Annotated in this window: 21 protein-coding genes; 10 read left to right on the plus strand and 11 right to left on the minus strand. The window is 71.9% G+C overall.

Translation table 11 applies throughout. The features are described 5' to 3' along the window. Positions 1 to 60 precede the first annotated feature (60 nt). A complete protein-coding gene (locus ACFYXC_RS21925) occupies positions 61 to 495 on the plus strand; it encodes a cupin domain-containing protein (protein ID WP_389553715.1) in 435 nt (144 codons plus the stop codon). A 33-nt stretch (positions 496 to 528) separates the two neighbouring features. On the opposite strand, the gene ACFYXC_RS21930 is transcribed toward ACFYXC_RS21925, so the two are convergent. From ACFYXC_RS21930 to ACFYXC_RS21955, 6 genes are all read right to left on the minus strand, one after another. Further along, positions 529 to 993, minus strand: a complete 465-nt coding sequence (locus tag ACFYXC_RS21930; RefSeq protein ID WP_389553716.1) for a MerR family transcriptional regulator — start codon at positions 991 to 993, stop codon at positions 529 to 531. 256 nt (positions 994 to 1,249) lie between these two features. Then, positions 1,250 to 1,936, minus strand: a complete 687-nt coding sequence (locus tag ACFYXC_RS21935; protein ID WP_389553717.1) for a GAF and ANTAR domain-containing protein — start codon at positions 1,934 to 1,936, stop codon at positions 1,250 to 1,252. Positions 1,937 to 2,651: 715 nt separating this feature from the next. Next, positions 2,652 to 3,488, minus strand: a complete 837-nt coding sequence (locus tag ACFYXC_RS21940) for a carbohydrate ABC transporter permease (protein WP_388905974.1) — start codon at positions 3,486 to 3,488, stop codon at positions 2,652 to 2,654. After that, on the minus strand, positions 3,485 to 4,345 hold the full coding sequence (locus ACFYXC_RS21945) for a carbohydrate ABC transporter permease (RefSeq protein ID WP_388906430.1): 861 nt from the start codon (positions 4,343 to 4,345) through the stop codon (positions 3,485 to 3,487). The genes ACFYXC_RS21940 and ACFYXC_RS21945 overlap by 4 nt, the downstream gene beginning before the upstream one ends. A gap of 164 nt (positions 4,346 to 4,509) precedes the next feature. Next, entirely contained in the window at positions 4,510 to 5,814 is a 1,305-nt protein-coding gene (locus ACFYXC_RS21950; RefSeq protein WP_389553718.1) for an ABC transporter substrate-binding protein, read from the minus strand. A 57-nt stretch (positions 5,815 to 5,871) separates the two neighbouring features. Beyond that, the gene (locus ACFYXC_RS21955) at positions 5,872 to 7,113 is read right to left on the minus strand and encodes an aminotransferase class V-fold PLP-dependent enzyme (RefSeq protein ID WP_389553719.1); all 1,242 of its coding nucleotides are present in this window, start codon (positions 7,111 to 7,113) and stop codon (positions 5,872 to 5,874) included. 240 nt (positions 7,114 to 7,353) lie between these two features. On the opposite strand from ACFYXC_RS21955, the gene ACFYXC_RS21960 reads away from it, so the two are divergent. Next, positions 7,354 to 8,073 (plus strand): FadR/GntR family transcriptional regulator, encoded by a 720-nt coding sequence (locus ACFYXC_RS21960; protein WP_388905967.1) that lies wholly within the window; start codon positions 7,354 to 7,356, stop codon positions 8,071 to 8,073. Between the two features lie 156 nt (positions 8,074 to 8,229). Here ACFYXC_RS21960 and ACFYXC_RS21965 read toward each other — a convergent pair whose 3' ends face one another. The 3 genes from ACFYXC_RS21965 to ACFYXC_RS21975 form a co-directional block, all read right to left on the minus strand. Further along, a complete protein-coding gene (locus ACFYXC_RS21965; protein ID WP_388905965.1) occupies positions 8,230 to 9,864 on the minus strand; it encodes a phytoene desaturase family protein in 1,635 nt (544 codons plus the stop codon). 57 nt (positions 9,865 to 9,921) lie between these two features. After that, positions 9,922 to 10,395 (minus strand): SRPBCC family protein, encoded by a 474-nt coding sequence (locus ACFYXC_RS21970; RefSeq protein WP_388905963.1) that lies wholly within the window; start codon positions 10,393 to 10,395, stop codon positions 9,922 to 9,924. Between the two features lie 91 nt (positions 10,396 to 10,486). Further along, on the minus strand, positions 10,487 to 11,386 hold the full coding sequence (locus tag ACFYXC_RS21975; protein WP_389553720.1) for an SDR family oxidoreductase: 900 nt from the start codon (positions 11,384 to 11,386) through the stop codon (positions 10,487 to 10,489). 499 nt (positions 11,387 to 11,885) lie between these two features. On the opposite strand from ACFYXC_RS21975, the gene ACFYXC_RS21980 reads away from it, so the two are divergent. The 8 genes from ACFYXC_RS21980 (at position 11,886) to ACFYXC_RS22015 (ending at position 22,759) form a co-directional block, all read left to right on the plus strand. Beyond that, entirely contained in the window at positions 11,886 to 13,274 is a 1,389-nt protein-coding gene (locus ACFYXC_RS21980; RefSeq protein WP_389553721.1) for a glycoside hydrolase family 43 protein, read from the plus strand. A gap of 74 nt (positions 13,275 to 13,348) precedes the next feature. Further along, positions 13,349 to 13,744, plus strand: a complete 396-nt coding sequence (locus tag ACFYXC_RS21985; protein ID WP_389553722.1) for a molybdopterin-binding protein — start codon at positions 13,349 to 13,351, stop codon at positions 13,742 to 13,744. Positions 13,745 to 13,967: 223 nt separating this feature from the next. After that, a complete protein-coding gene (modA, locus tag ACFYXC_RS21990) occupies positions 13,968 to 14,789 on the plus strand; it encodes a molybdate ABC transporter substrate-binding protein (RefSeq protein ID WP_389553723.1) in 822 nt (273 codons plus the stop codon). Beyond that, a complete protein-coding gene (gene modB, locus ACFYXC_RS21995; protein ID WP_389553724.1) occupies positions 14,786 to 15,712 on the plus strand; it encodes a molybdate ABC transporter permease subunit in 927 nt (308 codons plus the stop codon). Before modA ends, modB begins: the two co-directional genes overlap by 4 nt. Continuing rightward, the gene (locus tag ACFYXC_RS22000; protein ID WP_389553725.1) at positions 15,709 to 16,797 is read left to right on the plus strand and encodes an ABC transporter ATP-binding protein; all 1,089 of its coding nucleotides are present in this window, start codon (positions 15,709 to 15,711) and stop codon (positions 16,795 to 16,797) included. The genes modB and ACFYXC_RS22000 overlap by 4 nt, the downstream gene beginning before the upstream one ends. 779 nt (positions 16,798 to 17,576) lie before the next feature. Further along, positions 17,577 to 18,095, plus strand: a complete 519-nt coding sequence (locus tag ACFYXC_RS22005; RefSeq protein ID WP_389553726.1) for an AAA family ATPase — start codon at positions 17,577 to 17,579, stop codon at positions 18,093 to 18,095. A gap of 214 nt (positions 18,096 to 18,309) precedes the next feature. Next, complete coding sequence (locus tag ACFYXC_RS22010) at positions 18,310 to 21,528, plus strand: alpha-L-rhamnosidase (RefSeq protein WP_389553727.1); 3,219 nt, start codon at positions 18,310 to 18,312, stop codon at positions 21,526 to 21,528. A 115-nt stretch (positions 21,529 to 21,643) separates the two neighbouring features. Continuing rightward, entirely contained in the window at positions 21,644 to 22,759 is a 1,116-nt protein-coding gene (locus ACFYXC_RS22015; protein ID WP_389553728.1) for an AI-2E family transporter, read from the plus strand. 9 nt (positions 22,760 to 22,768) lie between these two features. Here the strand turns inward: ACFYXC_RS22015 and ACFYXC_RS22020 are convergent, their stop codons facing one another. Beyond that, complete coding sequence (locus tag ACFYXC_RS22020; protein ID WP_389553751.1) at positions 22,769 to 23,194, minus strand: GMC oxidoreductase; 426 nt, start codon at positions 23,192 to 23,194, stop codon at positions 22,769 to 22,771. Next, positions 23,116 to 24,345 (minus strand): GMC family oxidoreductase, encoded by a 1,230-nt coding sequence (locus ACFYXC_RS22025; RefSeq protein ID WP_389553729.1) that lies wholly within the window; start codon positions 24,343 to 24,345, stop codon positions 23,116 to 23,118. The genes ACFYXC_RS22020 and ACFYXC_RS22025 overlap by 79 nt, the downstream gene beginning before the upstream one ends. Positions 24,346 to 24,509 lie beyond the last annotated feature (164 nt).

Below are 24,509 nucleotides of genomic sequence, written 5' to 3' on the forward strand. Positions count from 1 at the left end.
CGCCTCTATGTTCACAGCGGCACCTCGTCGCACAGCCTGACGAACCCGGAGGCCCTGCCCATGCGTATCCCGATCCGTACCGCGGTCGTCGGCGCCGTCGCCACCGTCACCGTGCTGGCCGGGGGAACCGCCGGTGCGACCCCGCCAGGACCGGGGGTCACCGGCACCCTGATCGCGCAGAAGACGGTCGGCGGCACCGACTACGTCCTCAGGGAGATCACCGTTCCACCGGGTCAGGCCACCGGCTGGCACTACCACGACGGCCCGCTGTACGCGTACGTGAAGCAGGGCACGCTCAGCCACTTCGATGCCACGTGTGCGTCGGACGGCGTGTATCCGCGGGGCAGCACCGTCCAGGAGCCGGCCGGCCCCGGCAACGTCCACATCGGCCGCAACCTGGGCGACACACCGGTCGTGCTCAGCGTGCTCTACGTACTGCCGCACGGGGCACCGTTCTCCCAGGACGCCCCGAACCCGGGCTGTCCGTTCGAGTGAGGGCCGCCCGGCCGGGACCCGTCCCGTCCCGGTTCAGGCCGTGACGGTCCTGCCACGCGACCGGTCCCGGTCACGGTCCCGGTCCTTGTCGCGGTCCTTGTCCCGGTCCCGGTTCAGGCGCTTGCGGAGTGTCTGCGCGAAGTCCTCGGCCTCCGTCAGCCGGGTGCGGAGCTTCTCCACCTGCCAGGCGGTCACCTCCTCGTACTCGCGGAGGCGCCGGAGCAGCGCCTGCCGTTCGTACGCCGACAGGTTGCTGTCGGAGTCGAGTCGGTCGGTGATGTCCAGCAGCTCACGCATCTGGTCCAGGGTGAAGTCGAGTGGCTGCATACGGCGGATGGCCTTCAGCCGGGCGACGTCCTCCCTGGTGTAGAGAAGGAAGCCGCCCTGAGAGCGAGCGGAGGGCGTGACCAGGCCGGCCGTCTCGTAGTACCGGATGGTGCGCAGCGCCAGCTCCGTCCGCGCGCCGACCTCGCCGATCTGCAGGTGCTCGCTGCTCATTCGGGCGCCCTTCCTCGTCTGCGTCCGTCGCCCGGCCCGGGCCATGGGCGGCCGACGTCGATCGCTACCGTGACGTCGAAGAAGAGTATGTGATCATCAGGTCGGCTCCCGTCGTTCCCACTCCGTGGCGCGACGGAAATGTTCCGCGGGCCACCGAACGCGTGGGCGCGCAGCAGGAGCAGGACCTGCATCAGCCCACTGTTGAGGAGGCACCGGGTGCGACGAGAGCCGGAGGCGGCCCGAGCGGGCCGCGTGGTCAGCTGTCGGGCAGACGCAGCCGTCTGTCCAGTACGTCGCGGGCGACATCGGTGATCGGCCGGCCGCTCGCGTAGGCATGACCCCGCAGCCGGGCCAGCGCGGTGGGCAGCGAGATGCGAAGCTGGGCGCTGAGCATGCCGGTGGCCTGGTGCACCTCGGCACGGTGCAGATCCATCGTCTCGATCTCCGGTCCGAACGTCTCCGTGTCCCTCCGGGCCCCGGACAGCAGGAACACCGCCAGGGCGTCGCTCACCGCCAGGGCGTCGTCGAGCGACCGCTGCGACAACGGTCCCGCGTCGCAGCGGTGACAGACCAGAGCTCCGATCCGCGCCGCGCCCAGCCGCAGGGGAAGGACGAAGACCGCCCGCACCCCCAGTGCCAGGGCCTCCGCGCCGAAGAGGGGCCAGCGCGTCGTGGAGGCGCGCTCCAGGTCGGGCAGCAGGTACGGACCGCCGTCGCGCGCCGCGTCCAGAGCCGGGCCCTGACCGAGCGTGTACTGCGCGTCGTCCAGACGGGTACCGGTCTCGTTGCTCGCCCACAGCAGCTCCGAACCGTCCACGCGGAAGGTGACCGCGGTACCGTCCACCACCAGCAACTCGGCCAGGCGCCCGCACCATCGGTGGGAAGGCCCCGGCCCTCCCGGCTGCGACTCCCCGACCAGTTCCGTCAGTGTCTTCGCCGCCATCGCGGTCTTCCCTCGACCTGACGTGCCGGTGCCGAACGTCCACCGGCACTCCCCGACATTGTGGCCCTGCTCCGCGCCTCCATGGCGTCTTCACCGCCATGGCGTGGAAACACGTCGCTTCCCGGAGACCCGGCGATCCACGTCCTGATCGCCCTGCACCGGCTGTCAGCTGCTGCCGCGACTGTCCGGTCGCGTCGCGGGACTTCTGTGACGATGTCGTCGTGGGAGTCCCGGCGGGAGACTGGGCCGGTCCGAGGGGCGGACATCCCGCACCCCTGGTGGGACGCTGGTGATTCCGGCCGCCGCCGCAGCGGGTGCGGCGGCGGCCGGGGCGCGCGAGGGATCGAGGCTCCCCTCGGCCGGTCCTCGCGCGAGGTGCCCTCCCGGCGATGCGGGGCTGCGGGCGCTGCCCCGCTGGGCGCGTCCGGAGGGCGGAGGCCGGAGCCGCGTTGTCGGCGACGCGGCTCCAGCCGGCCTCGGCAGTCGGTCACGGCTCGGGGGTCCGGGAGCCTGCGGTGCGGGCGGGAGCGCCCTGGGTCACCTGCTCCGAGAGTAGAAGCATGGCGGGCAGATCGGTAGTCCGGCCACGGGGCCGGGAGCGGCCGGCGGGGACGTTGCACCGCGGGCGGGCGCCCGGGGCCGCGACATCCTCGGCGGCCGCCGGGCGATGATCTCCACTCCGGGTTCCCCTCGTCCAGGCAGGGGCGCGCGTCCGTCAGCCCTTCACCGCTCCCGCCGTGAGGCCCTGGACTATGTGGCGGCTGGCGAAGGCGAACAGGATCATGGTGGGGAGGATGGTGAGGACCGCCGCCGCGGACATCGAGCCCCAGTCGATGTTGAAGCTGGAGATGAAGCCGTTCAGCGCCGTCGGCACGGTCTTGTTGCTGTCGCTGTTCATCAGCGTCACCGACAGGAACAGCTCGTTCCAGCAGTTGACGAAGTTGAAGATGAACGCCGCCACGATCCCGGGCCGCATCACCGGCAGCAGCACCCGGAACAGTGCCCCGAACCGGGACAGGCCGTCGATCATGGCGGCCTCCTCCAGCGCGTCCGGGATGTTCTCGAAGAAGCCCCGCAGCATCACCGTGCAGAACGGGATGCAGACGGCGATGTAGACGAGAATGAGCCCGAGCCGGTTGTCGACCATCTTGAGGTCGGTCATCAGCAGGTACAGCGGCCCCAGCGCGATGAACGTCGGGATCATCTGGGTCACCAGGGCCGCCATCAGCAGCGCCGACTTGGTGCGGAACTCGAACCGCGCCAGCACGTACGCCGACAGCATCGAGATGACGGTGGCGATCGCGGCCGCGACGGTGGCGATGACGAGGCTGTTGGTGAGGTAGACGCCGAAGTCGGCCTTGCCGAACAGCCCGCTGTAGTTCTCCAGCGAGAAGTGCTCGGGCCAGTAGGCGATCGGGAAGGCGAAGATGTCGCCCGGCGCCTTCAGCGACGTGATGGTGATCCAGTAGAGGGGGAAGACGGTGAAGACCAGCCACAGCCCCAGGAAGGTGAACTTGGTGGCCCGGCCCGCCGTGGACTCCTTGCCGATCACGGCTTCACCTCTCGCTTCTCACGGGTGGCCAGGAGGAAGAAGACCGCGAACACCAGCAGGGTGGCGACGACGATGAGGCCGAGCGCGGAGGCTCTGCCGTAGTCGCCCTGCTGCGTGATCTTGATCATCCAGGTGGTCACGATGTGCGTCTCGTTGTTCGGTCCGCCGCCGGTCATCCCGAAGATCAGGTCCGGGAAGTTGAAGATCCAGATGACGCGCAGCAGCACGGTCAGCGCGAGGGTGACCCTGATGTACGGAATGGTGATCTGGAACAGCGTGCGCACCTTGCCGGCGCCGTCGAGCGCCGACGCCTCGTACAGCTCCTCGGGGATGGACTGCAGCGCGGCAAGGATCATGATCGTGAAGAAGGTGACCCCGTACCAGACGTTGGCGACGACGACGGCGAACATCGCCGTCTCGGGGTCGGCCAGCCAGGCGACCGGTTCGTCGATCAGGCCGGCCTTCTGGAGCAGGTCGTTCACGACGCCGAACTCACTGTTGAACATCCAGCGGAACAGGATGCCGATGAGGAAGCCGGAGATGGCCCAGGGGAAGAAGATGAGGGCCTGGTAGAGGCCGCGGAAGCGGAACCTGCGGCGCAGCCACAGCGCGAGGGCGAAGCCGATGACCAGCTGGGGCACGATCGAGCCGAACACCCAGATGGCGGTGTTGCCCAGCACGGTGCCCCAGGCGGGGTCGGCGAAGACGTCGCGGAAGTTCTTCAGGCCCACCCATGAGGTGTCGGTGAGGTCCGACAGCTTCCAGTTCCGGAAGGCCATCTGGCTGCCGGCGATCATCGGGTAGTACGTGAAGACCGCCACGAAGACCGCGGCCGGCGCCATGAACAGGGCGATCATGAAGCCCCGGCGGGCGGTGAACTCCGGTTTGCGGCGGCCCTGCTGGACCTTGCGGACGGGCCGGGCGCCCCCGTTGCCGGAGGCTCCCGCCGCTGCCGTGCGCCGTGTCTGCTTCGGGCCCGTCGGTCCTGTCGGTTCCGTCGTCTCGGACGCGGTGGGCATGGCTAGTTCTCCTGCTGCCGCTTCTCGGTCCAGTACGTGTCCCAGCCGGCCAGCAGTTCCTTGGGCGTCGTCTTGCCGAGCACCATCTTCTGGATGTCCGCGTCGGCCTTCTGCTGCCACTCGGCCCACCAGGCGACCCCGCGCGGCTGGCTGACGTTGAGGTAGGTGTCCGGGTTCTCCGTCATGGTGACGTAGCTGGACCACGGGCCGGTCTTGTAGAACGGGTCCTCCGCGGCCGACTTGAGGATCGGCACCAGGCTGTTCTTCTTGGTGAAGCTCGTCGACGCCTCGCCCTCGGAGAGGAACTCGACCAGCTTGACCGCTTCCTTCTTGTGCTTGCTGCCCTTCGCGACACCCCAGCCGGCGGTGGCGAGCGGCTGTACGGTCTTGCCGCTGGGGCCTGCCACCAGCGGGGCGGTGCTCCACTGTTCCGGCTTGATGGACTTGGACTCCGAGACGGTGGCGATCACCTCGGGGTCCTGCAGCAGGAAGGCCGTGGAGCCGTTGGAGAAGCCCTCGACCATCTCCGGATAGCCCCAGGAGACGGACGACTTGGGGGACGCCTCCTTGAAGAGCTTGAGGTAGGTCTGCATGGCGTCGAGCGCCTCGGGCGCCGAGAAGATCGTCTTGCCGTCCTTCAGCTTGAAGCCGTCGGCGGGGTCGATCTCGTCGGCGACGTACGCCTCGATGATGGCGGTGGCGTTGCCCTGGGCGTTGGCCCCGCCGCGGAAGGCGTACCCGTAGCGGCGCTTGCCCGGGTCGTGGATGGCGGAAGCCTGTTCGAGGAGTTCGTCCCAGCTGGCCGGCGGCTTGCTGAAGCCGGCGTCCTTGATCAGGTCCTTGCGGTAGAAGACGCTCAGGCCGTAGAAGCCGTACGGGACGAAGTACGTCTTGCCGTCCGCGGTCTCGGACGCCTTGACGGCGTTCTCCGTCATCGCCTCCCAGCCCTTCCAGGACTTCAGGTCCGCCTTCATGTCGTGGATCCAGCCGTTGTTCGACCACGGCCCGACGGTCGTGTCCCGCACTTCGAGGGTGTCGACCCCGCTGCCGGACTGGAGCATCTGCTGGATCTTCTGGTCGGCCTGCTCGGTGGGGGGCGAGATCAGGTTGACCTTGATCTTGGGGTTCTGCTTCTGGAAGTCCGCTATCAGGTCCTTGATCAGGTCCGTGCGGGCCGGATTCGTCAGGCTCTCGACCATGTTCAGGGTGACCGTGCCGTCGGCCTGCGAGCCGCTCATGCTGCTGCAGCCGGTCAGGACCATCGTGGCGGCGGTGCCGAGGGCGAGAACTGCCGTCCTTCTTCTCATCGTGCCGACCTCTTTCTGTGCGTGCGGGACAGGGCGTCGTGAAGGCGCGGGGGGCGCCTACGACACGCCGGGGTGTTCGCGGGCCGTGCGGGCCCACCGGCCGAGGAGGGGGACACAGTCCTCGGCGAAGTACTCGTAGTCCGCGGCCGTGTTGTAGACGTGTGCGGACAGCCGCATGTAGCCGACGCCGTCGAAGCTGGTGAACGCGGCCTCGACGCCCAGTTCGCGGGCGGCCCGGTCGCGCAGCGCGTCGGCCTCGACGCGGCTGCCGGCCAGACCGTCGGGCAGCCGTACCAGTCGCATACCGGGGACCGGCATGCCCACGTCGACGGTGCCGGTGTCGCCGGTCAGGCCGGCGAAGGCGTCGCCGATGACCCGCTCGGCATAACCGGCCAGGTCGTCCATGTACCGGCGGGCTGTGTCCCAGCCCCAGGTGCCTTCGATGAAGTCCAGGGCCGTCGGGGCCGCGAGATACCCGGTGGCGTCGATCGTGCCCTGCTGGTCGAAGCGGTCGGGGTACGGATCGGCGGCGCCCCACGAGTCGATCAGGGGGTAGAGCTCCTCGCGCAGCTCGCCGCGGGCGACCAGCGCCGCGGTGCCGCGCGGTGTGCAGCCCCACTTGTGCAGGTTGCCGACCCAGAAGTCACAGGTCAGGCCGTCCAGCGGGGCCTCGATCAGGCCGGGGGCGTGTGCGGCGTCCACGAGCAGCGGGATGCCGCGCCGCCGGGCCTCCGCGCCGATCAGCTCCACCGGCAGCCGGCGTGCGGTCGCGGAGGTGATCTGGTCGAGGACGATCAGGTCGGTGTCGTCGTCGATCCCGGCGGCGATCGCCTCGTACGCCTGCTCCTCGCCGGCGTCCAGCGGCACCCGCGCGGTACGCACCTCGCCGCCCCAGCGCCGGGCGAGACGCTCGGCGCCCATGGTCACGGCGCCGTAGCCGTGGTCGGTGACGAGGATCCCGCCACCGCGGCGGCGTTGCAGCGAGGCGAAGACGACGCTGATGCCGGCGCTCGCGTTCGGCACCAGGGCGAGGTCGTCCGGGGCGACCCGCAGGAAGGCCGCGAGGTCGACGCGGGTGGCGGCGATCCGCTGCGGCAGCGCCGGGAACCACACCACCGGTGAGCTGTCCATCTCGGCCCGGAACTCGTTCTGCCGCTCCTGCGCCACCAGGGGGACGGCCCCGAACGAGCCGTGGTTGAGGTGCTTCATGACGGGGTCCAGCGACCACGCCCGGGCCGCGGGGCGGCCGTCCGCCAGCAGCAAGGGGCGGGGGGCGGTGGTGACCTCGGTCTCGCTCACATCACTCCACATCTACCGACGCCGGATGTCCGCCGGTGCCAGACGGCAGACATCTGATGCCGGGCGAGACACGTATGATGACTCGGCATCCTGCACGGCATTTTTGCGCCACGCAAGGGGTGTGCAGCGATAGTCATCAGATGACTTTGAGTCGATACATCGAAGACATCTGACGACTCTGAGTCGCTAGAGTGCCCGGGGGCCACGGTGAGGCCGCGACCCGTCAGGGGGAGGAATCGGATGTCCGCAGTCGACAAGGCGTTCCACGGCCTGCGTCATATGATCGCGACCGGGCGCCTCGGTCCGGGCGAGCGCATTCCGCCCGAGGCCGAGCTCGGCGAGGAACTCGGCGTCTCGCGGGGTCCGTTGCGTGAGGCCGTACGGATGCTCTCGGCCCTGGGCGTGGTCGAGCCGCGGCACGGTTCGGGGACGTTCGTGTCGCAGTTGCGGCCGGAGGACGTCATCGGCAGCCTCTCCCTGACGCTCGAACTCCTGCCGCTGCCGGGCCTGTTGGAGGTGTACGAGATCCGGCGGGTGCTGGAGGCGCATGTCGCGGCCAAGGCCGCCGCGCGGCGGACCCCCGAGACGGTGGCGTCGCTCTTCTCCCTCATCGAGGCGATGGAGGCCACCGACGACCCCACCGAGGCGTCGGAGCTCGACCACCGGTTCCACGCCGAGATCGCGCGGGCCGCCGAGAATCCGACGCTGGCCTCGCTGCTCGCGGTCTTCCGCGCCCGGTCGCGGAAGTACCAGGTCTTCACGCTGCCCGAGGGGCCTGAGCTGCGCCGCAAGAGCGACGCGGACCACCGGGTGCTGGCCTCCGCGATCGCGGACCGCGATCCCGGGGCCGCGGCGGGGGCGGCGGAGGCGCATGTCTCCCAGACGGAGCGGTGGTTGCGGGCGTTCATGCCGCCTGTGGAGGAACGGGAGGGGGAGGGGGTCGCGCCCGGCACGGGGTGACGGGCGCGACCCCGCGTCCCTTGGGGGCCCCGGGTTGTTCGATGTCTGCGGGTGCGGCGTGGTTGCTCGCGCCGTTCCCCGCGCCCCTTGGGCGCGCGGGTGCGGGGAACTGCGTGGTCGGCCACGACGTGCCCGCGGACGGGGGACGGGCCCGGCCTAGGCGTCGAGTTCGCGGTTGCGGTCTCCCTTTCGGTCGCGGCGGGCCAGCAGTCGTTGGGCGCGGGTCAGGCCGGACGGGAGGTTCCTGCGCAGCGCGGCGCGGGCGGCGTTGGAGCCCGGGGCGCCGTGCACACCGCCTCCCGGATGCGCGGAGGCCGACGCCAGGTAGAGGCCCTTGACCGGCGTCTCCGGGCGTCCCGTGCCGGGCACGGGACGGAAGAAGAGCTGCTGGTGCAGGGCCGTGGTGCCGCCGTTGATGGCACCACCGTGCAGGTTGGCGTCCATGGCCTGGAGGGTGGGCGGGGCCAGGATGCGCCGGGCCCTGATCAGGGACCGGAAACCCGGTGCGAAACGCTCGACCTGCCGCTCGACCCGGTCGGCCATGAGCTCCTGCTCCTTCGCGTCCCAGCTGCCGGTCAGTCCGTCGTCGCCGGCGTCGCCCTTGATCCGGTGCGGAACGTGGGTGTACGCCCAGGCCGACTCGGTGCCCACGGGTGACCGGGTGGGGTCGGAGGTCGTCATCTGCCCGAACAGCGCGAACGGCCGGTCCGGAACCTGCCCCATGGCCACCTGTGCCGCGAACCGGGTCAGCTCGTCGACGCCGTCGGCCAGATGCACGGTGCCCGCACCCGCGGCCTCGGGGGCCTGCCACGGCACGGAGCCGTCGAGGGCCCAGTCGACCTTGAAGGTGGCGAAGTCCCACTGGAAGCGGCGCAGATCGGCCAGTACCTGCGGGGGCAGGTCGGCGCTGTCCACCAGATCGCCGTACAGGGCGGGGGCGGACACGTCCGCGAGGACGGCCCGGCCGGCGGACACCGTCTCGCCGCCGGCCGTGCGCACCGCCACGGCACGCCCCTGCCGGACGACGACGCGGCTCACCCGCTCCCCGCACCGCAGGACCCCGCCGCGCTCCCGCAACCGCCGTGTCAGCGCCCCGATGAGGGCGCCCGAACCGCCCACGGGAACGGGGAAGCCGTACGTCTGGCCCAGCATCGACATGAGCCAGCCGAAGCCGCCGCTCCCGGCGGCCTCCGGGGCGAGGTCGGCGTGCAGCGCGTTGCCCGCGAGCAGCAGCCTGCCGCCCTCACCGCGGAACTCCTCCTCCCCGAGCCGCCGCACCGGCAGCACCATCGAGCGGGCCATGCGCAGCCCGCCGGCGGTCCGCAGGCGCAGCGCCAGCCGGGCGCCGGAGCGTACCGGCGGGAAGGGGGTGAACAGCGCCTCCAGCAGGTCGGGGCGCAGCCGCTCCCACATCCCGTGCAGTTCGCGCCAGGCGTCGCCGTCACCGGCGGCGAAGACGTCCAGGGAGGCGGCGGTGTCGTCGAGGTTCCGGCCGAGGACGGCGCACCGGCCGTCGGACAGCGGGTGGGCCAGCACCCGTGGCGCATGGCTCCAGTGCAGCCCGTGCCGCTCCAGGTGCAGCCCGGCGAGGACCGGCGAGGCGGCGGCCAGCGGGTAGAACGAGCTGAAGAGGTCGCTCGCGAAGTCGGGGTGCACCCCGTGGTCGTGCCTGACCGCGCCGCCCGGCTCGTCCTGTTCCTCCAGGACTTCGACGCTCCAGCCCTGGTCGGCCAGCAGATTCGCCGCCACCAGCCCGTTGGGGCCGGCCCCGATCACTACCGCGTCCGGCATGGACGCCTCCCGTCTCGCTGCACGGATGTCATCGCTGTCGTTCGCGGTTGCCGTGGGTCATGCCGTCTTCGGCTCCGTACGGGGGGACACGGCCTCGCCCCGTCCCTCCTCGCAGACCTCGGCCAGCCGCTTGAGCATGGCCCGGTGCCGCACCTGGATGAGCCCCTCGACGCCCGCGTTGTGCAGGAAGCCGCCGACGCCCCGCAGCGGATGCTCGTCGATGATCACCAGCGTGTGGTCGCCCCAGGGGCGCAGTTCGATGGCGATGCGTGCCGTGCCGAGCGGACCCGCGATCGCCTCCAGTTCGAGCTCGCGCTCCTCGTCGCACGCCCGTACGACCGTCTGGTTGGTGAAGCTCAGGAACCCGGCCCGCACCTCGTAGCCGATGGCGGAGTGCACCTGCGGCCACTGACCGCGCACGGGGTACGAGGACGACGTCCCCACGACCCAGTCCGCGTACCGCGTGCCGTCGGCCAGGACGGCCCAGACCTCGCGCGGACTCCTCTTGATCAGTCGGTGGCGTACGGCCACGGCTGTCTCCCTCGTCTCGCACCCGCTGGTAAGGAGTGACCGGATCCGAGTCCCCCGGCATCCGCGGTTCAACCGAGTGGACCTTGCCGGTTCAGACGCGCTCGTCCGGTGTCCGGGGGACGCCGACCGGGGCGGGGTCGGCGCGGCCGCCCGCGCCGAGCAGTCCGGTGGGGCGGAAGGGCTCCCGGGCCGCCAGCCGGGGCAGAGTCAGGCGTGACAGGCGCATCACGACCGGCGGCAGCGTGGCACGGCCGAGCTGGGCGGCGAGGAGCCAGCCCGGTACGTACACCGAGGTGCGCCGCCGTTCGACGGCCCGCACGAGCCGGGACGCCACCTTCCCCACGGGGTGGACGCGGCGGGCGGGCAGCGGCATGTGGCCGCGCAGTTCCCGCAGCACGGCGTGCTCGTCGGCGTCGCGGATCATGTCGGTGTCGACCCAGTTGAGGTAGGCGACGCCCACCGCGATCCGCTGGTGCGCCACCTCGGCGCGGAAGGAGTGGGCGAACGCCTCCACGCCCGACTTGGACGCGCAGTAGGCGCTCATCATGGGCGCGGCGCCGATCGACGCCAGCGAGGCGATCTGGAGGTAGTAGCCCGCCGTGTCCACCATGTCCGGCAGGAAGGTGCGGGCGGTGATCGCGCTGCCGGTCAGGTTGACGTCGATGACCCGGCGCCAGGACGCGGCGTCCGTCTCGGCGAAGGGGCCGCCCTCCGCGATACCGGCGTTGGCGATCACCACGGACGGTGCGCCCAGGGTCGCGCGCACCTCGCGGGCCACGTCGGCCATACCGGCGTCGTCGGTGACGTCGACCTCCCAGGCGGCGGCCCGGGTGGGCAGCTCGGCCGCCAGGGCCTCCAGCGCCGCCTTCTCGTGTCCGAGGAGCGCGAGCCGGGCACCTCGGCTGGACAGTTCCCGCGCCAGGGCGGCGCCGACTCCCCGGGCGGCCCCGGTCACCACCACCGTGCGGGCACGCAGCGGGTCGCGTTCCACGGGTCTTCCTCTCGTCGCCGGTCTCCGGCCGTCCACGTACGGCAGGTGAGTCCCACTTCCCGGAACCAGCCGGACAAGGATGCGGAACCACCCGATCCCATCCGACCACGCACCCCCCACCCGCGCCTCCCGCACAGCCCCCCGAGGGGCCCGAGGAACCCCGCACCCAGCCACGACACCCCCGCGCCCTCCCCTTCAACACATACGGCCCCCGCCGGTTCCAACTCACCAGACCTCCCAAACACCGCCCACCCCGACCCCCCAGGGGCGCGGGGAACTGCGCGCCCAGCCACCACCCACCCGCACCACCCCACAAACGCCCAGGAAACTCCCCGCACCCCCGGAGGGACAACGTCGGAGTCATTGACGCACCCCACAAGTGACCCTACTTTCTGACCGACCTCCCGAACCACGTTCGACATACCGACCACTCGACCACACCCCTCACCTCGGACACCGCCGCTCACTCCACCGCCCCCACCCCCACCCGGAGACCCGAATGAGCGCAAGACCCCGTCCGTCCCGGCGCCTCTTCCTCGGCATGGCCGCCACCACCCCCCTGGCCGTGTCCGGCGCACTGACTCTCGGCGCCGGCACCGCCCACGCCGCCGACTCGGCGTACGTGATGTGCTACTTCACCGAGTCGACGAGTCTGGGCCCCGGCACCGACTACGGACTCCACCTCGCCGTCAGCACCGACGCGCTCAACTGGACGCCGCTCAACCAGAACAACCCCCTGGCCACCCCCACGGCGGGCGCCCTCGGCCTGCGCGACCCCTTCCTCATGCGCAAGCGGGACGGCACCTTCGTCGTCATCGCCACCGACCTCAAGGGCACCGACTGGAGCTACAACAGCCAGTACATCCACGTCTGGGACTCCGCGGACCTGCGGACGTTCACCGGTTACCGCCGCCTCAAGCTCCACGACATGACCACCCACAGCTGGGCGCCCGAGGCGTTCTGGGACGCGAGCCGCGGCCGGTACGCGGTCATCTACTCCTCGGTCAACTCCAGCGGCCACAACGTCATCATGGTGAACCACACCACCGACTTCGTCACCGCATCGGCCCCGCAGGTCTTCTTCGACCCGGGCTACGACGTCATCGACGGCAACATGGCCATCGGCGTCAACGGCGTCAACTACCTCTTCTTCAAGAAGAACCAGACACTGGTGGCGGCACGGTCCGGTTCCCTGGACCCGGGCAGCTTCACCGAGTTCGGCACGGGTGTCGCGCACGGCGGCACCGAGGCCCCGACCGTGGTCAAGTCCCTCTCGTCCAGCACCTGGTACCTCTGGGGAGACACGTACACACCGAACGGCGTCTTCTACGCCTGGCAGTCCACCGACCTGGCCTCCGGCACCTGGACCGCGCTGGACCAGAGGACGTACACCCAGCCGGTCAACTCCAAGCACTGCGGCATAGCCACCATCACCATGACCGAGTACGACAACCTGCTCACCAAGTGGGGCGCCCCCGCCTGGAACCGGCTCAAGTCGTACAACTTCCCGGACCGTTACGTCCGCCACGCCAACTACGCCGCCCGCATCGACGCCTACCCCTTCGACCTCTACACCGACTCCCAGTGGAAGCTCGTCCCGGGCCTGGCCGACAGCTCCGGGGTGTCCTTCCAGTCGGTCAGCCACCCCACCCGCTACCTGCGGCACTACGGCTACGCGCTCCAACTCGACGTCAACGACGGCACGTCGACGTTCGCGGGTGACGCGACCTTCTACCGCACGGCCGGCCTCGCCGACTCCTCCTGGGCGTCGTTCCGCTCGTACAACAACCCGACCCGCTACATCCGCCACGCCGACTACGCGCTGCGCATCGATCCGGTCTCCACGTCCACGCAACGGCAGGACGCGACCTTCCGCGTCGGACACTGAGCCCGGGCCCGGCGCGGCGGCGGCGACACCCGTGGGCCCGGCCCGCCTGTCGGTGATCGCCTATCTTGGCGCGTATGCAGTCATACACGATCGGTCAGGCGGCGCGTCTGCTCGGGGTGAGCCCGGACACCGCGCGCCGGTGGGCGGACGCGGGCCGGATGACCACCCACCGGGACGAGAGCGGCCGGCGCCTGATCGACGGCAGGGAGCTGGCCGCCTTCTCGGTGGAGCTGGCCAGGAGTGGCGGGGCGGAGGAGGACACCTCGTACACCTCCGTCCGCAACGCCTTCCCCGGCATCGTCACGGCCGTGAAGCTCGGCGATGTCGCCGCCCAGGTGGAGATCCAGGCCGGGCCGCACCGGCTGGTGTCCCTGCTGACGCGGGAGGCCGTGGAGGAACTGGGCCTCGAGGTCGGGGTGGAGGCCACCGCCCGGGTGAAGTCGACGAACGTACACATCGACCGGACCTGACAGCGGACCCAGACGCACATACCACCCGGCAAGCGGCAGACTCCGGCTGGTGCAAAGTGACTGCGCGCTTTCCCCTCGCATCTGCGGCGCTATCATCGAGGCCGGAACCGCGGCGCCGACGTGACGGCCACCGCGGCCCCGGAGCCGGAGCGATCCCCGAGGACCGTGGGCGACCGTGCCCGTCAGGACCAGAGGGATCAGGACCAGAGGGAGTGGACCCGTGATGACCCGTACCGCGCGCCGTGGCCGCCGGACCCTGCGGGCGGCCGGCGCGGGCGCCGCCGCCCTGCTGGCGCTGAGCGCCTGCTCGTCGTCCGACGACTCGTCGGCGACGTCGGACGCCTCCGCGTCCGGCTCGTCGGGCGCGGTGTCCGGCACGGTGACCGTGTTCGCCGCCGCCTCCCTCAAGGAGAGCTTCACGACGCTGGGCGAGGAGTTCGAGAAGCAACACCCGGGTACGAAGGTCACCTTCAGTTTCGGCGGCAGCGACTCGCTCGCCGCGAGCATCACGGGCGGCGCCCCGGCGGACGTGTTCGCCTCCGCCAGCCCGAAGACGATGAAGATCGTGACGGACGCGGGCGACGCGTCGGGGCCGCCCGCCACCTTCGTCCGCAACGAACTGGAGATCGCCACCCTGCCGGGCAACCCCGACGGGATCTCCTCCCTGAAGGACCTCACCGAGTCGGACCTGAAGGTCGTGCTGTGCGACAAGGCGGTGCCCTGCGGCGCCGCCGCCCAGCAGGCCCTGGACGCCGCCGGCCTGCGGCTGACACCCGTCTCCTACGAGCAGGACGTGAAGGCCGCCCTGACGAAGGTCGAGCTGAAGGAGGCCGACGCGGCGGTCGTCTACAAGACCGATGTGCGCGCGGCGGGTGACAAGGTGGAGGGCGTGGAGTTCCCCGAGTCCGCCGACGCGGTCAACGACTACCCGATCGTCCAGCTCAAGGACGCGCAGAACGCCGAGGCCGCCAGGGCGTTCATCGCGCTGGTCCGGTCCGCCGACGGCCGGCAGGTGCTGACCGGGGCCGGGTTCCGCACGCCGTGACGTTCCCGGACGACCGGCCCGACACCGCGACGGACGCCCACCGGGGCGGACCGTGGCGGCGCCGCGCCCACACCCGCACCGGCACCGGCACCGGCACCGGCACCGGCGGGGGCGGTACCGGTGGCCGCACCGCTCGCGGCGGTGGCAGGGGCGTGCCCCTGCCCCTGCTGGTGCCCGCGCTGGCCGGCCTGGCGTTCCTGATCGTGCCGCCGGCCGCCCTGCTCGTCCGGGCCCCCTGGCGCAGTCTGCCGGAGCTGCTGACGAGCGCCGAGGTGTGGCAGGCGCTCCAGCTCTCCCTGGTCTGCGCCACGGCCGCGACCGCCGTGAGCCTGGTCATCGGCGTGCCGCTGGCCTGGCTGCTGGCCCGCGTCGAGTTCCCCGGGCGCGGACTCGTACGCGCCCTCGTCACCCTGCCGCTCGTGCTGCCGCCGGTCGTCGGCGGTGTGGCACTGCTGATGGCGCTCGGCCGCAACGGCATCGTCGGGAGGTGGCTGGACGCCTGGTTCGGGGTCACCCTCCCCTTCACCACGACGGGGGTCGTCATCGCCGAGGCGTTCGTGGCCATGCCGTTCCTCGTCATCAGCGTCGAGGGCACCCTGCGGGCCGCCGACCCGCGGTACGAGGAGGCCGCCGCCACGCTCGGCGCCTCCCGCTTCACCGCGTTCCGCCGGGTCACGCTCCCGCTGATCGCGCCGGGCATCGCGGCCGGCGCGGTCCTGGCGTGGGCCCGGGCGCTCGGCGAGTTCGGGGCGACGATCACCTTCGCGGGCAACTTCCCCGGCCGCACCCAGACCATGCCGCTGGCCGTGTACCTGGCCCTGCAGAGCGACCCGGAGGCCGCCATCGCCCTCAGCCTCGTCCTGCTGGCCGTGTCCGTCGCGGTGCTGGCCGGCCTGCGCGACCGCTGGATGACAGCGCGATGACCGGGACGCACGGCACCGGCCACGACATCCGCGCGGCGGCCCGCGAGGAGGGTCTCGACGCCCGTCTCGTCGTCGAGCGCGGCGCGTTCCGGCTCGATGTGACACTGCGTGTCGCGCCCGGCGAAGTCGTCGCCCTGCTCGGCCCGAACGGCGCGGGGAAGACGACGGCCCTGCGGGCCCTGGCCGGCCTGACGCCCCTCACGGGCGGCCGGCTGCGGCTGGACGGCAGGGCGTTGGAGCGGACGCCGCCGGAGTCCCGCCCGGTCGGCGTCGTCTTCCAGGACTACCTGCTCTTCCCCCATCTGACCGCCCTGGACAACGTGGCTTTCGGACCGCGCTGCCAGGGCGCGACCAAGGCTCAGGCGCGGGCCCTGGCCGCCGGGTGGCTCGACCGCCTGGGTCTCGCGGAGCACGTCGGCGCCAGGCCCCGCCGTCTCTCCGGGGGGCAGGCCCAGCGGGTCGCCCTGGCCCGCGCGCTCGCCACCCGCCCCCGGCTGCTCCTGCTCGACGAGCCGCTCGCCGCGCTGGACGCCCGTACCCGCCTGGAGGTGCGCTCCGAGCTCCGCCGCCACCTGGCCGAGTTCGAGGCGGTCGCCGTCCTGGTCACACACGATCCGCTGGATGCCATGGTGCTGGCCGACCGGCTGGTCGTCGTCGAGGACGGACGGGTCGTCCAGGAGGGCACCCCGCCCGACATCGCCCGTCACCCCCGTACGGACTACGTCGCGCAACTGGTCGGCCTGAACCTCTACCGGGGTGAGGCCGACGGCCATGTCGTCCGGCTGGACGCCGGTCCGCTCATCACCACCACGGAGGCCCTGTCCGGTCCGGTCTTCGTGGCGTTCCCGCCGGGCGCGGTCACGCTCCACCGCGACCGCCCCGTCGGCGTCAGCGCGCGCAACCTGTGGCGCTGCGAGGTCGCGGGCCTGGAGACGCACGGTGACCAGATCCGGGCCGACCTGGGGGGAGAGCTGCCCCTCGTCGCGGATCTCACCGCGGTCGCCGCGGCCGAACTCGATCTGCGTCCGGGCGCCGCGGTCTGGGCGGCGGTGAAGGCGACCCAGACGCACGCTTATCCGGTCTGAGGTCCCACGCCGGTCGCGTACCGCCTGCCCCGCACGCCGCCTGCCGCCGTGCCGTCCCCCGGGGTCCCCGGAGTCCTTGAACGGGGCGGCTACGCGCTGTCCGGCGGATGACGGGGCGGTGCGGGTCGCAGCCGTGGGTCCCTCGGTCCCAAGAGGGCCCGGCCTGCTCCGCCGAAGCCAGAAGCCCGGAGCCAGTAGCTCGGAGCTCGCAGCTCGGCGGAGTGGACCGACAGGGCCCGCAGGTGGACCGACAGGCCCCGCAGGGACCCGCAGGACGGGCGGCGGGCGACGTCAGCGGCCCCGGGGTGTCCCCCGTCGCCGCTGCGCCGGCGGAGGCTGAGGCGGCGAGAAGGTGTCCTCGTCCTCGTCGTCCAGTGGCGGCAGTTCGACCGTGTACTGCGGCTGGAGAAACAGATCGTGGTGCTGCGGCGCAGCCACTGAGGGCGCCGTGTCCTGTACGGGACGTACAGGGTCGCGATGCGAAGAGGCAGGCATCCAAACCATCCGGAGTCGGGAGTCGCGCGGATCAAAGGCGGAGCGGTCGACCGTTGACGGCCGGCACCTGGCTGCCTCGCGCGCGACTGCCCATTAGATCCTATCGGCGGCGCCAGGACGAAAGGGCGCGGTAGGCGGAGCGGTCCGGATGAGCGATCCGTTCCTCCGCGAAGCCGTTCCCGGAGCCGACAGGCATCCGGCAGGAGCGGGTGTTTCACTCCATTTGCCCTTGTATGTCACGCCTTTTGAATACCCCTGAGCAGTCGCCGCTGTAGGGTGCCCCGGTGCGACGGATCCTGGTGGTAGGCGTCACAGGTGCCGGTAAGACGACGCTGGCGGAGGCCGTGGGCGAGCGGCTGGGGCTGCCCTGCCACGAGATGGACGCCCTGCACTACACGGGGCCGAACTGGGCCACCGACGCCAAGCTGACCGAGACGGTCTCTCGAGTCACCGCCGAGCCACGCTGGATCGTCGACTCGCTCGGCCCGCCGGAAGTCCGCGACGTGCTCTGGGGCCGCGCCGACACCGTGCTGTGGCTCGACTACGGAAAGCGCGTCTTCATGCCCCGGGTCCTGCGCCGCTCCCTCGCACGCACCCTCACCCGCGAGGTCCTCTTCGGGGGCAACAGGGAGACCTGGGCGGGCTGGCTGAGCCGGGAACACCCGGCCCGGTGGGCCTGGTCCCAGCACGCGGGCCGCCGCCGCGAGATCGAGCTCCTGACGCGCGACCCCCGCTTCGCGCCGCTGGACACCCTCCGCTTCACCCGCCCCCGCGACACGGCGGCCTGGCTGGCCTCGCTGTGACCGCGGAGGTCCCCGGGTGGCACGGATAGCCCACGATTGAAACCGTTCAATCGTCCGCGTCCCGACCACACCGGGCGGCCGTCGAAGCAACTACCGCATCCGACGGCCCCCGACAGCCCGTCAAGAATGTGCTGCACGCTCATTGACCCCCACCCCGCACGCCCCTACGTTCACGGAGGTGAATCGATTCATCCTTCCTACCTGAGGAGCCGCAGTGATCAGCAGGAGGAACATTCTGGCGGGTACGGCCGCCGCGCTGGCCGTCACCGCGACGGCCGCCGACGCCGGGTCCGCGATGGCCGCGCCGACGTCCGGGCCGGCGCAGGCGGGCACGCGGCGCGGCGCCCTGCGCGTCACCGCGCCCACCGTCGAGTACGTCCGGCACCCTCTCGGCATCGACGCACAACGGCCCCGGCTGAGCTGGCCGATGAGCTCGGACGAGCCGGGAGCGCGCCAGAGCGGCTACCAGATCCGTGTCGCCTCCAGCGCCGCACGCCTCACCCGTCCGGACGTCTGGGACAGCGGGAGGGTCGTCTCCGGCGAGTCCGTGCTCGTCCCCTACGCGGGCCCGCGACTCGCGCCGCGCACCCGCTACTTCTGGTCCGTACGCGTATGGGACGCCGACGGCGGGGTCTCGGCCTGGAGCGAGCCGTCGTGGTGGGAGACCGGGCTCATGGACCCCGCGCAGTGGACCGCGCAGTGGGTCACCGCTCCCCCGGCCCTCACCGACGCGCCCTCCCTCGACGGCAGCGCCTGGATCTGGTTCGCCGCGGGTGAACCGGCCGACAGCGCACCGGCGGGCACCCGTTGGTTCCGCCGCACGCTCGACCTCCCGGACCCGGTCACCGCCGCGACGCTGGCGATCAGCGCGGACAACGTCTACGCCGTCTCCGTGAACGGCACCGAGGTGGCCCGCACCGACCTGGACACCGACCACGAGGGCTGGCGGCGCCCCGCCGTCGTCGAGATCCTCGCGCAGCTGCGTACGGGCCGGAACGTCCTCGCGGTCGCGGCCACCAACGCGTCCGAGGGGCCCGCCGGCCTGGTCGCCTCCCTCACCCTCCACACGGCGTCCGGCGAGCGGCGGATCGTCACCGACGACTCCTGGAGATCGACGGACGAGGAGCCGGCCGCGGACTGGCGCGGCACCGACTTCGACGACAGCGGCTGGCCCGCGGCGAAGGAGGCGGCGGTGTGGGGCGCCGGACCGTGGGGCAGGGTCGTCCCCGCGTCGTACGCCGCCAACCAGCTGCGGCACGAGTTCGAGCTGCCACGCAGGAAGGTGGCACGCGCGCGCCTGTACGCCACGGCCCTCGGTCTGTACGAGGCCCACCTCAACGGCCGCCGCGTGGGCCGCGACCAGCTCGCCCCCGGCTGGACCGACTACCGCGAACGCGTCCAGTACCAGACCTACGACGTCACCACGCTCGTGCGGTCGGGCGCCAACGCCCTCGGCGCGTACCTGGCGCCGGGCTGGTACGCCGGCAACGTCGGTATGTTCGGGCCCCACCAGTACGGCGAACGCCCGGCGCTGCTGGCCCAGTTGGAGGTCGAGTACGCCGACGGGACGCGCGAGCGCGTCGTCTCGGGGACCGACTGGCGGGCCGCCGCCGGACCGATCGTCTCCGCCGACCTGCTCAGCGGCGAGACGTACGACGCGCGCAGGGAGACCCCCGGCTGGACCTCGCCCGGCTTCGACGACCGGGCCTGGCTGGACGTGGTGCGCGCCGCGGACGGCACGGCTCCCCGTCTGATCGTGGCGCAGGTGGACGGCCCGGTGCGGGTCACCGAGGAACTGCCGGTCCAGAAGGTGACCGAGCCCGAGCCGGGGGTCTTCGTCCTCGACCTGGGCCGGAACATGGTCGGTTCGGTACGGCTGCGCGTGGCGGGAGCGGCGGGCACGGCCGTCCGGCTCCGGCACGCCGAGGTCCTCGACCCGGACGGCACGCTCTACACGGCGAACCTGCGGACCGCCGCGGCCACCGACACGTACACCCTCAAAGGCGGCGGCGAGGAGGTGTACGAGCCGCGCTTCACCTTCCACGGGTTCCGCTATGTCGAGGTGACCGGATTTCCCGGCACTCCCACGGCCAGGAACCTGACCGGCCGCGTGATGCACACCTCCGCCCCCTTCACCCTCGACTTCGAGACCGACGTGCCGATGCTCGACACACTGCACAGCAACATCACCTGGGGGCAGCGGGGCAACTTCCTCTCCGTCCCGACGGACACGCCGGCGCGCGACGAGCGTCTGGGATGGACGGGTGACATCAACGTCTTCGCGCCCACCGCCGCGTACACGATGGAGTCCGCCCGCTTCCTCACCAAGTGGCTCGTCGACCTGCGCGACGCGCAGACCGCGGAAGGCGCCTTCACCGACGTGGCCCCCATGGTCGGCACGGTCGGCAACGGGGTCGCGGGATGGGGCGACGCGGGTGTCACCGTGCCCTGGTCCCTCTACCGGGCGTACGGCGACCGGCAGGTCGTCGAGGACGCCTGGCCCTCCGTCCGGGCATGGCTGACGTACCTGGAGAAGCACAGCGACGGCCTGCTGCGGCCGGCGAGCGGGTACGGCGACTGGCTGAACGTCTCCGACGAGACACCCAAGGACGTCATCGCCACCGCGTACTTCGCCCACAGCGCCGACCTCGCCGCCCGCATGGCCGAGGTGCTCGGCGAGGACCCCGCCCCCTACACCGACCTGTTCACCCGCGTCCGCACGGCGTTCCGGACGGCGTACGTCACCGGCGACGGCGGGGTGAAGGGCGACACGCAGACGGCGTACGTCCTCGCCCTGTCGATGGACCTGCTGCCGGACGGGCTGCGCGAAGCGGCCGCCGACCGGCTGGTCGCGCTGATCGAGGCCAAGGACTGGCACCTGTCGACGGGCTTCCTCGGTACGCCCCGGCTGCTGCCCGTCCTCACCGACACGGGGCACACCGACGTCGCCTACCGCCTGCTCCTGCAGCGCTCCTTCCCGAGCTGGGGCTACCAGATCGACAAGGGCGCCACCACGATGTGGGAGCGCTGGGACTCCATCCGGCCCGACGGCAGCTTCCAGACACCGGACATGAACTCCTTCAACCACTACGCCTACGGCTCGGTGGGCGAGTGGATGTACGCGAACATCGCCGGCATCGCGGCGGGCCGGCCCGGTTACCGTGAGATCGTCGTCCGGCCGCGCCCGGGCGGGGGCGTCACCTCCGCCCGCGCCACCTTCACCTCCGTCCACGGGCCCGTCTCCACCCGGTGGCAGCGGCGTTCCGACCGGTTCGTCCTGACCTGTTCCGTGCCCCCCAACACGACGGCGGAGGTCTGGATCCCGGCGGACGCCCCGGACGCGGTCACCCACACCAGCGCGGCGTTCCTGCGCAGCGAGGACGGCTGTGCGGTGTACCGGGTCGGCTCGGGCACCCACCGCTTCACCACGTAGCACGCGGGGCGGTCCGCGGTTCCCTTCCTCGCGGGGCGGCGTCCAACACCCCTTGGGCGCCGCCGGATCGGGAGGGGTTCGCGAGGCAGGGGTGAGGTGCCCCTAAGGTGATCGCATGTCTAGCTCGTTGAGTTCCGCCAGATCCCGCGCCGCGCTGCGCGCGTCGGCGCGCGTTTCCGTCGAGTTGCTGCTGGTTCTGGTGATGACCGCGGTGACTCTCTGGCTCCTCGGCCGGATGTGGTCCGTGGTGTGGCCCCTCATAGTGGGTCTGCTGCTGACCACTCTGACCTGGCCCGTGGCCCGCTTCCTGCGCCGGCACGGATGGCGTCCCGCGCTGGCGGCCTCCGTCGTGACCCTGTTGTTCCTCGTGGTCGCCTCGGCCGTCGTGGCGCTGATCGCGGTGCCGGTGGCCTCGCAGTCCGGTGAGTTGGGCGACGGGGTGGTCGAGGGCATCCACAAGGTGCGTGACTGGGCCGCCGGTCCCCCGCTGAACATCGGCGAGGACCAGATCGCGAGCGCCCTCGACGACGCGACCGAACGTGTCCAGAAGAGCGCCGGCGCCATCACCACCACGGTCGTCACGGGGGTGAGCACCGTGGTCAACGGTGTGGTGACGGCCGTCCTCGCGCTCTTCCTGATGTTCTTCTTCCTCAAGGACGGTCCGCGGTTCCTGCCGTGGCTCGAGCGTCAGCTCCCCGGCCGGCTCGCCACCGACGTGCCGGCTCTCGCCACGCGCACCTGGGACACCCTGGGGTCCTTCGTGCGTTCGCAGGCGGCCGTCGGCCTGCTCGACGCCGTCCTCATCGGCATCGGTCTGTGGATCGTGGACGTGCCGCTCGTGCTGCCGCTGGCGGTTCTGACGTTCGTCTCCGCGTTCGTGCCGATCGTGGGCGCGCTGTTCGCCGGTTTCGTCGCGGTGCTCATCGCCCTGGTGTCCAACGGCCTGACGGACGCGCTGATCGTGCTGGCGATCATCATCGTGGTGCAGCAGTTGGAGGGCAACGTCTTCCAGCCCATGATCCAGAGCCGCGGGCTCGGACTGCACGCCGCGGTCATCCTGCTGGCGGTGACGCTCGGCGGGAGCCTCGCGGGCATCGTGGGCAGCCTGCTCGCCGTCCCGGTCGCCGCGATGATCTCGGTGTTCTGGAACTACCTGCGCGAACAGCTCAGCGAACCGCCGCAGGAACCGGACACCGGCGAGGCGCCGGCCGGTGCCGTCGCCTCCTCCTGAGCGGGCCGCTCACGGGACCCGGCCTCCGCCCATGGCGTCGGCGATGAGTTCGGCGAGCATGATCACGGTGAGGTTGGTGGCCACGGAGGGCACGTCCGGCAGGATGGACGCGTCGGCCACCCGCAGCCCCGGCACCCCCCGCACCCGTCCGCGGGAGTCCACGACCGCGTGGGCGTCCGACGCGTGGCCCATCGGGGCGGTGCCGCACAGGTGCGGGTACGGCCTGACGTGGGCGCGCAGGTACGCGGCCACATCGGCGTCCGTCGTGCGGCCGGGTCCGGGAGCGGTCTCGGTGAGGCCCAGTGCCCGCATCGGGGCGGTGGCGGCCAACTCCCGTCCGAGGGCCAGCGCTTCGGTCATCTTGCGCAGGTCCCTGGGACGGTCGAGCAGGCCGAGGCGGAGCCGGGGCGGTACGGCGGGGTCGGTGCCGGCCAGGCGTAGCGTGCCGTGGGCGTCGGGTTCGGGGCGGGGCGGGCCACCGAGAGCAGCAGGCCGAGCCCGCTGCCGTGCGGGTAGGCGGTGGACCGTACGAGGTGGCTGGGGGCGAGGTGCAGGTCCGGTTCGCCGGCCGGGGCGAGTGAGCTCCGGGCCGTCAGCAGGACGGACACCGGGGGCGTGGTCGCGCCGAGCCGCTCGGCCGACGCGGCGAACAGCAGGTAGGCGCACGGGTGTTCCCGCAGCCGGCGGCCCACCGGCAGGTCGGCGACGCTCCCGATGCCCAGGCGCCCGAGCTCGTCCGCGGGTCCGATGCCGGAGCGCAGCAGGATCGCCGGGCTGCCGGCCGCCCCCGCGGACAGCACGGTCTCGGTGGCCCGCAGCAGGGTGCCGTCGGCGGTGTGCGCGCCGATGGTGCGGCCCCGCCGGTCGAAGGCGAGTCTGTCGATGGTGGTCCCGCCCCTGATGTGCAGGTTGGGGCGGGCGCGTGCCGCCCGGTGGAGGTAGACCAGGCCGGTGCTCTGCCGGACGCCGCCGACGAGGCTGAGCGGGACGTGCCCGAGTCCGCCGCCGTGCGGGGCGTTGAGGTCGTCGACGGTGTCGAACCCCAGCTCGGCGCAGGCGCGGCCGAAGGCGCGATGGGCCGGGGTGAGGTCCTCGGGGGAGACGCGGGTGATGCGTACGGGACCGTCGTGGCCGTGCAGGGCGGGGTCGTCCGTGCCGGAGCAGTCGTCCGATTCCAGTCGCCGGTAGTGGGGCAGGACGTCCTCGTAGCCCCAGCCGGTCAGTCCACCGCGTGCCCAGCGGCGGAAGTCGGACGGCAGAGCCCGCATGGCCACCCCCGCGTTGACGGCCGATCCGCCCCCGATGACCTTCGCCCGCACCACCGAGTGTGCGTGGCCGGTCAGTTGGGAGTCCGCGGGAGGGGTCTCCCACAGGAGGGCGGGATCGCCCTCGTAGACGCCGTCGCGCAGGAGGCGGGCCGGCAGTCCGTGCGGGGCGTGGGCGGGACCGGCCTCGGTCAGGAGCACGCTGCGGCCGGGGTCCTCGCTCAGCCGGGCGGCCAGGACCGCGCCGGCGGAGCCACCCCCGACGATCAGGACGTCGTACGCGGACGGGTGGGCAGCGGGGGAGGTCACGGGTGGCGCCATGCTCATCTCGGTCTCGCGGGCGGGACTCCGGGGGTTCTATCACAACGACCCGCCCGCCGGTGACGGAGTGTCGCAGACACATCACGCCATGTAATCTACGTCGCACCGGACCGACCAGGCGTGAACGCCCTGGTGGCCGCCCGGTTCTCGAGTCGGAAGCGAAA

Origin of the sequence: Streptomyces sp. NPDC002701 (assembly GCF_042889045.1) — a bacterium.
Classification (GTDB): Bacteria; Actinomycetota; Actinomycetes; order Streptomycetales; family Streptomycetaceae; genus Streptomyces.

Bases quoted from the DNA above. Each gene is read 5' to 3' on its own strand.
- ACFYXC_RS21925 (WP_389553715.1), top strand. From the start codon at position 61: ATGCGTATCCCGATCCGTACCGCGGTCGTCGGCGCCGTCGCCACCGTC.
- ACFYXC_RS21930 (WP_389553716.1), bottom strand. From the start codon at position 993: ATGAGCAGCGAGCACCTGCAGATCGGCGAGGTCGGCGCGCGGACGGAG.
- ACFYXC_RS21935 (WP_389553717.1), bottom strand. From the start codon at position 1,936: ATGGCGGCGAAGACACTGACGGAACTGGTCGGGGAGTCGCAGCCGGGA.
- ACFYXC_RS21945 (WP_388906430.1), bottom strand. From the start codon at position 4,345: ATGATCGCCCTGTTCATGGCGCCGGCCGCGGTCTTCGTGGCGGTCTTC.
- ACFYXC_RS21950 (WP_389553718.1), bottom strand. From the start codon at position 5,814: ATGAGAAGAAGGACGGCAGTTCTCGCCCTCGGCACCGCCGCCACGATG.
- ACFYXC_RS21960 (WP_388905967.1), top strand. From the start codon at position 7,354: ATGTCCGCAGTCGACAAGGCGTTCCACGGCCTGCGTCATATGATCGCG.
- ACFYXC_RS21965 (WP_388905965.1), bottom strand. From the start codon at position 9,864: ATGCCGGACGCGGTAGTGATCGGGGCCGGCCCCAACGGGCTGGTGGCG.
- ACFYXC_RS21980 (WP_389553721.1), top strand. From the start codon at position 11,886: ATGAGCGCAAGACCCCGTCCGTCCCGGCGCCTCTTCCTCGGCATGGCC.
- ACFYXC_RS21985 (WP_389553722.1), top strand. From the start codon at position 13,349: ATGCAGTCATACACGATCGGTCAGGCGGCGCGTCTGCTCGGGGTGAGC.
- modA (WP_389553723.1), top strand. From the start codon at position 13,968: ATGACCCGTACCGCGCGCCGTGGCCGCCGGACCCTGCGGGCGGCCGGC.
- ACFYXC_RS22000 (WP_389553725.1), top strand. From the start codon at position 15,709: ATGACCGGGACGCACGGCACCGGCCACGACATCCGCGCGGCGGCCCGC.
- ACFYXC_RS22015 (WP_389553728.1), top strand. From the start codon at position 21,644: ATGTCTAGCTCGTTGAGTTCCGCCAGATCCCGCGCCGCGCTGCGCGCG.
- ACFYXC_RS22025 (WP_389553729.1), bottom strand. From the start codon at position 24,345: ATGGCGCCACCCGTGACCTCCCCCGCTGCCCACCCGTCCGCGTACGAC.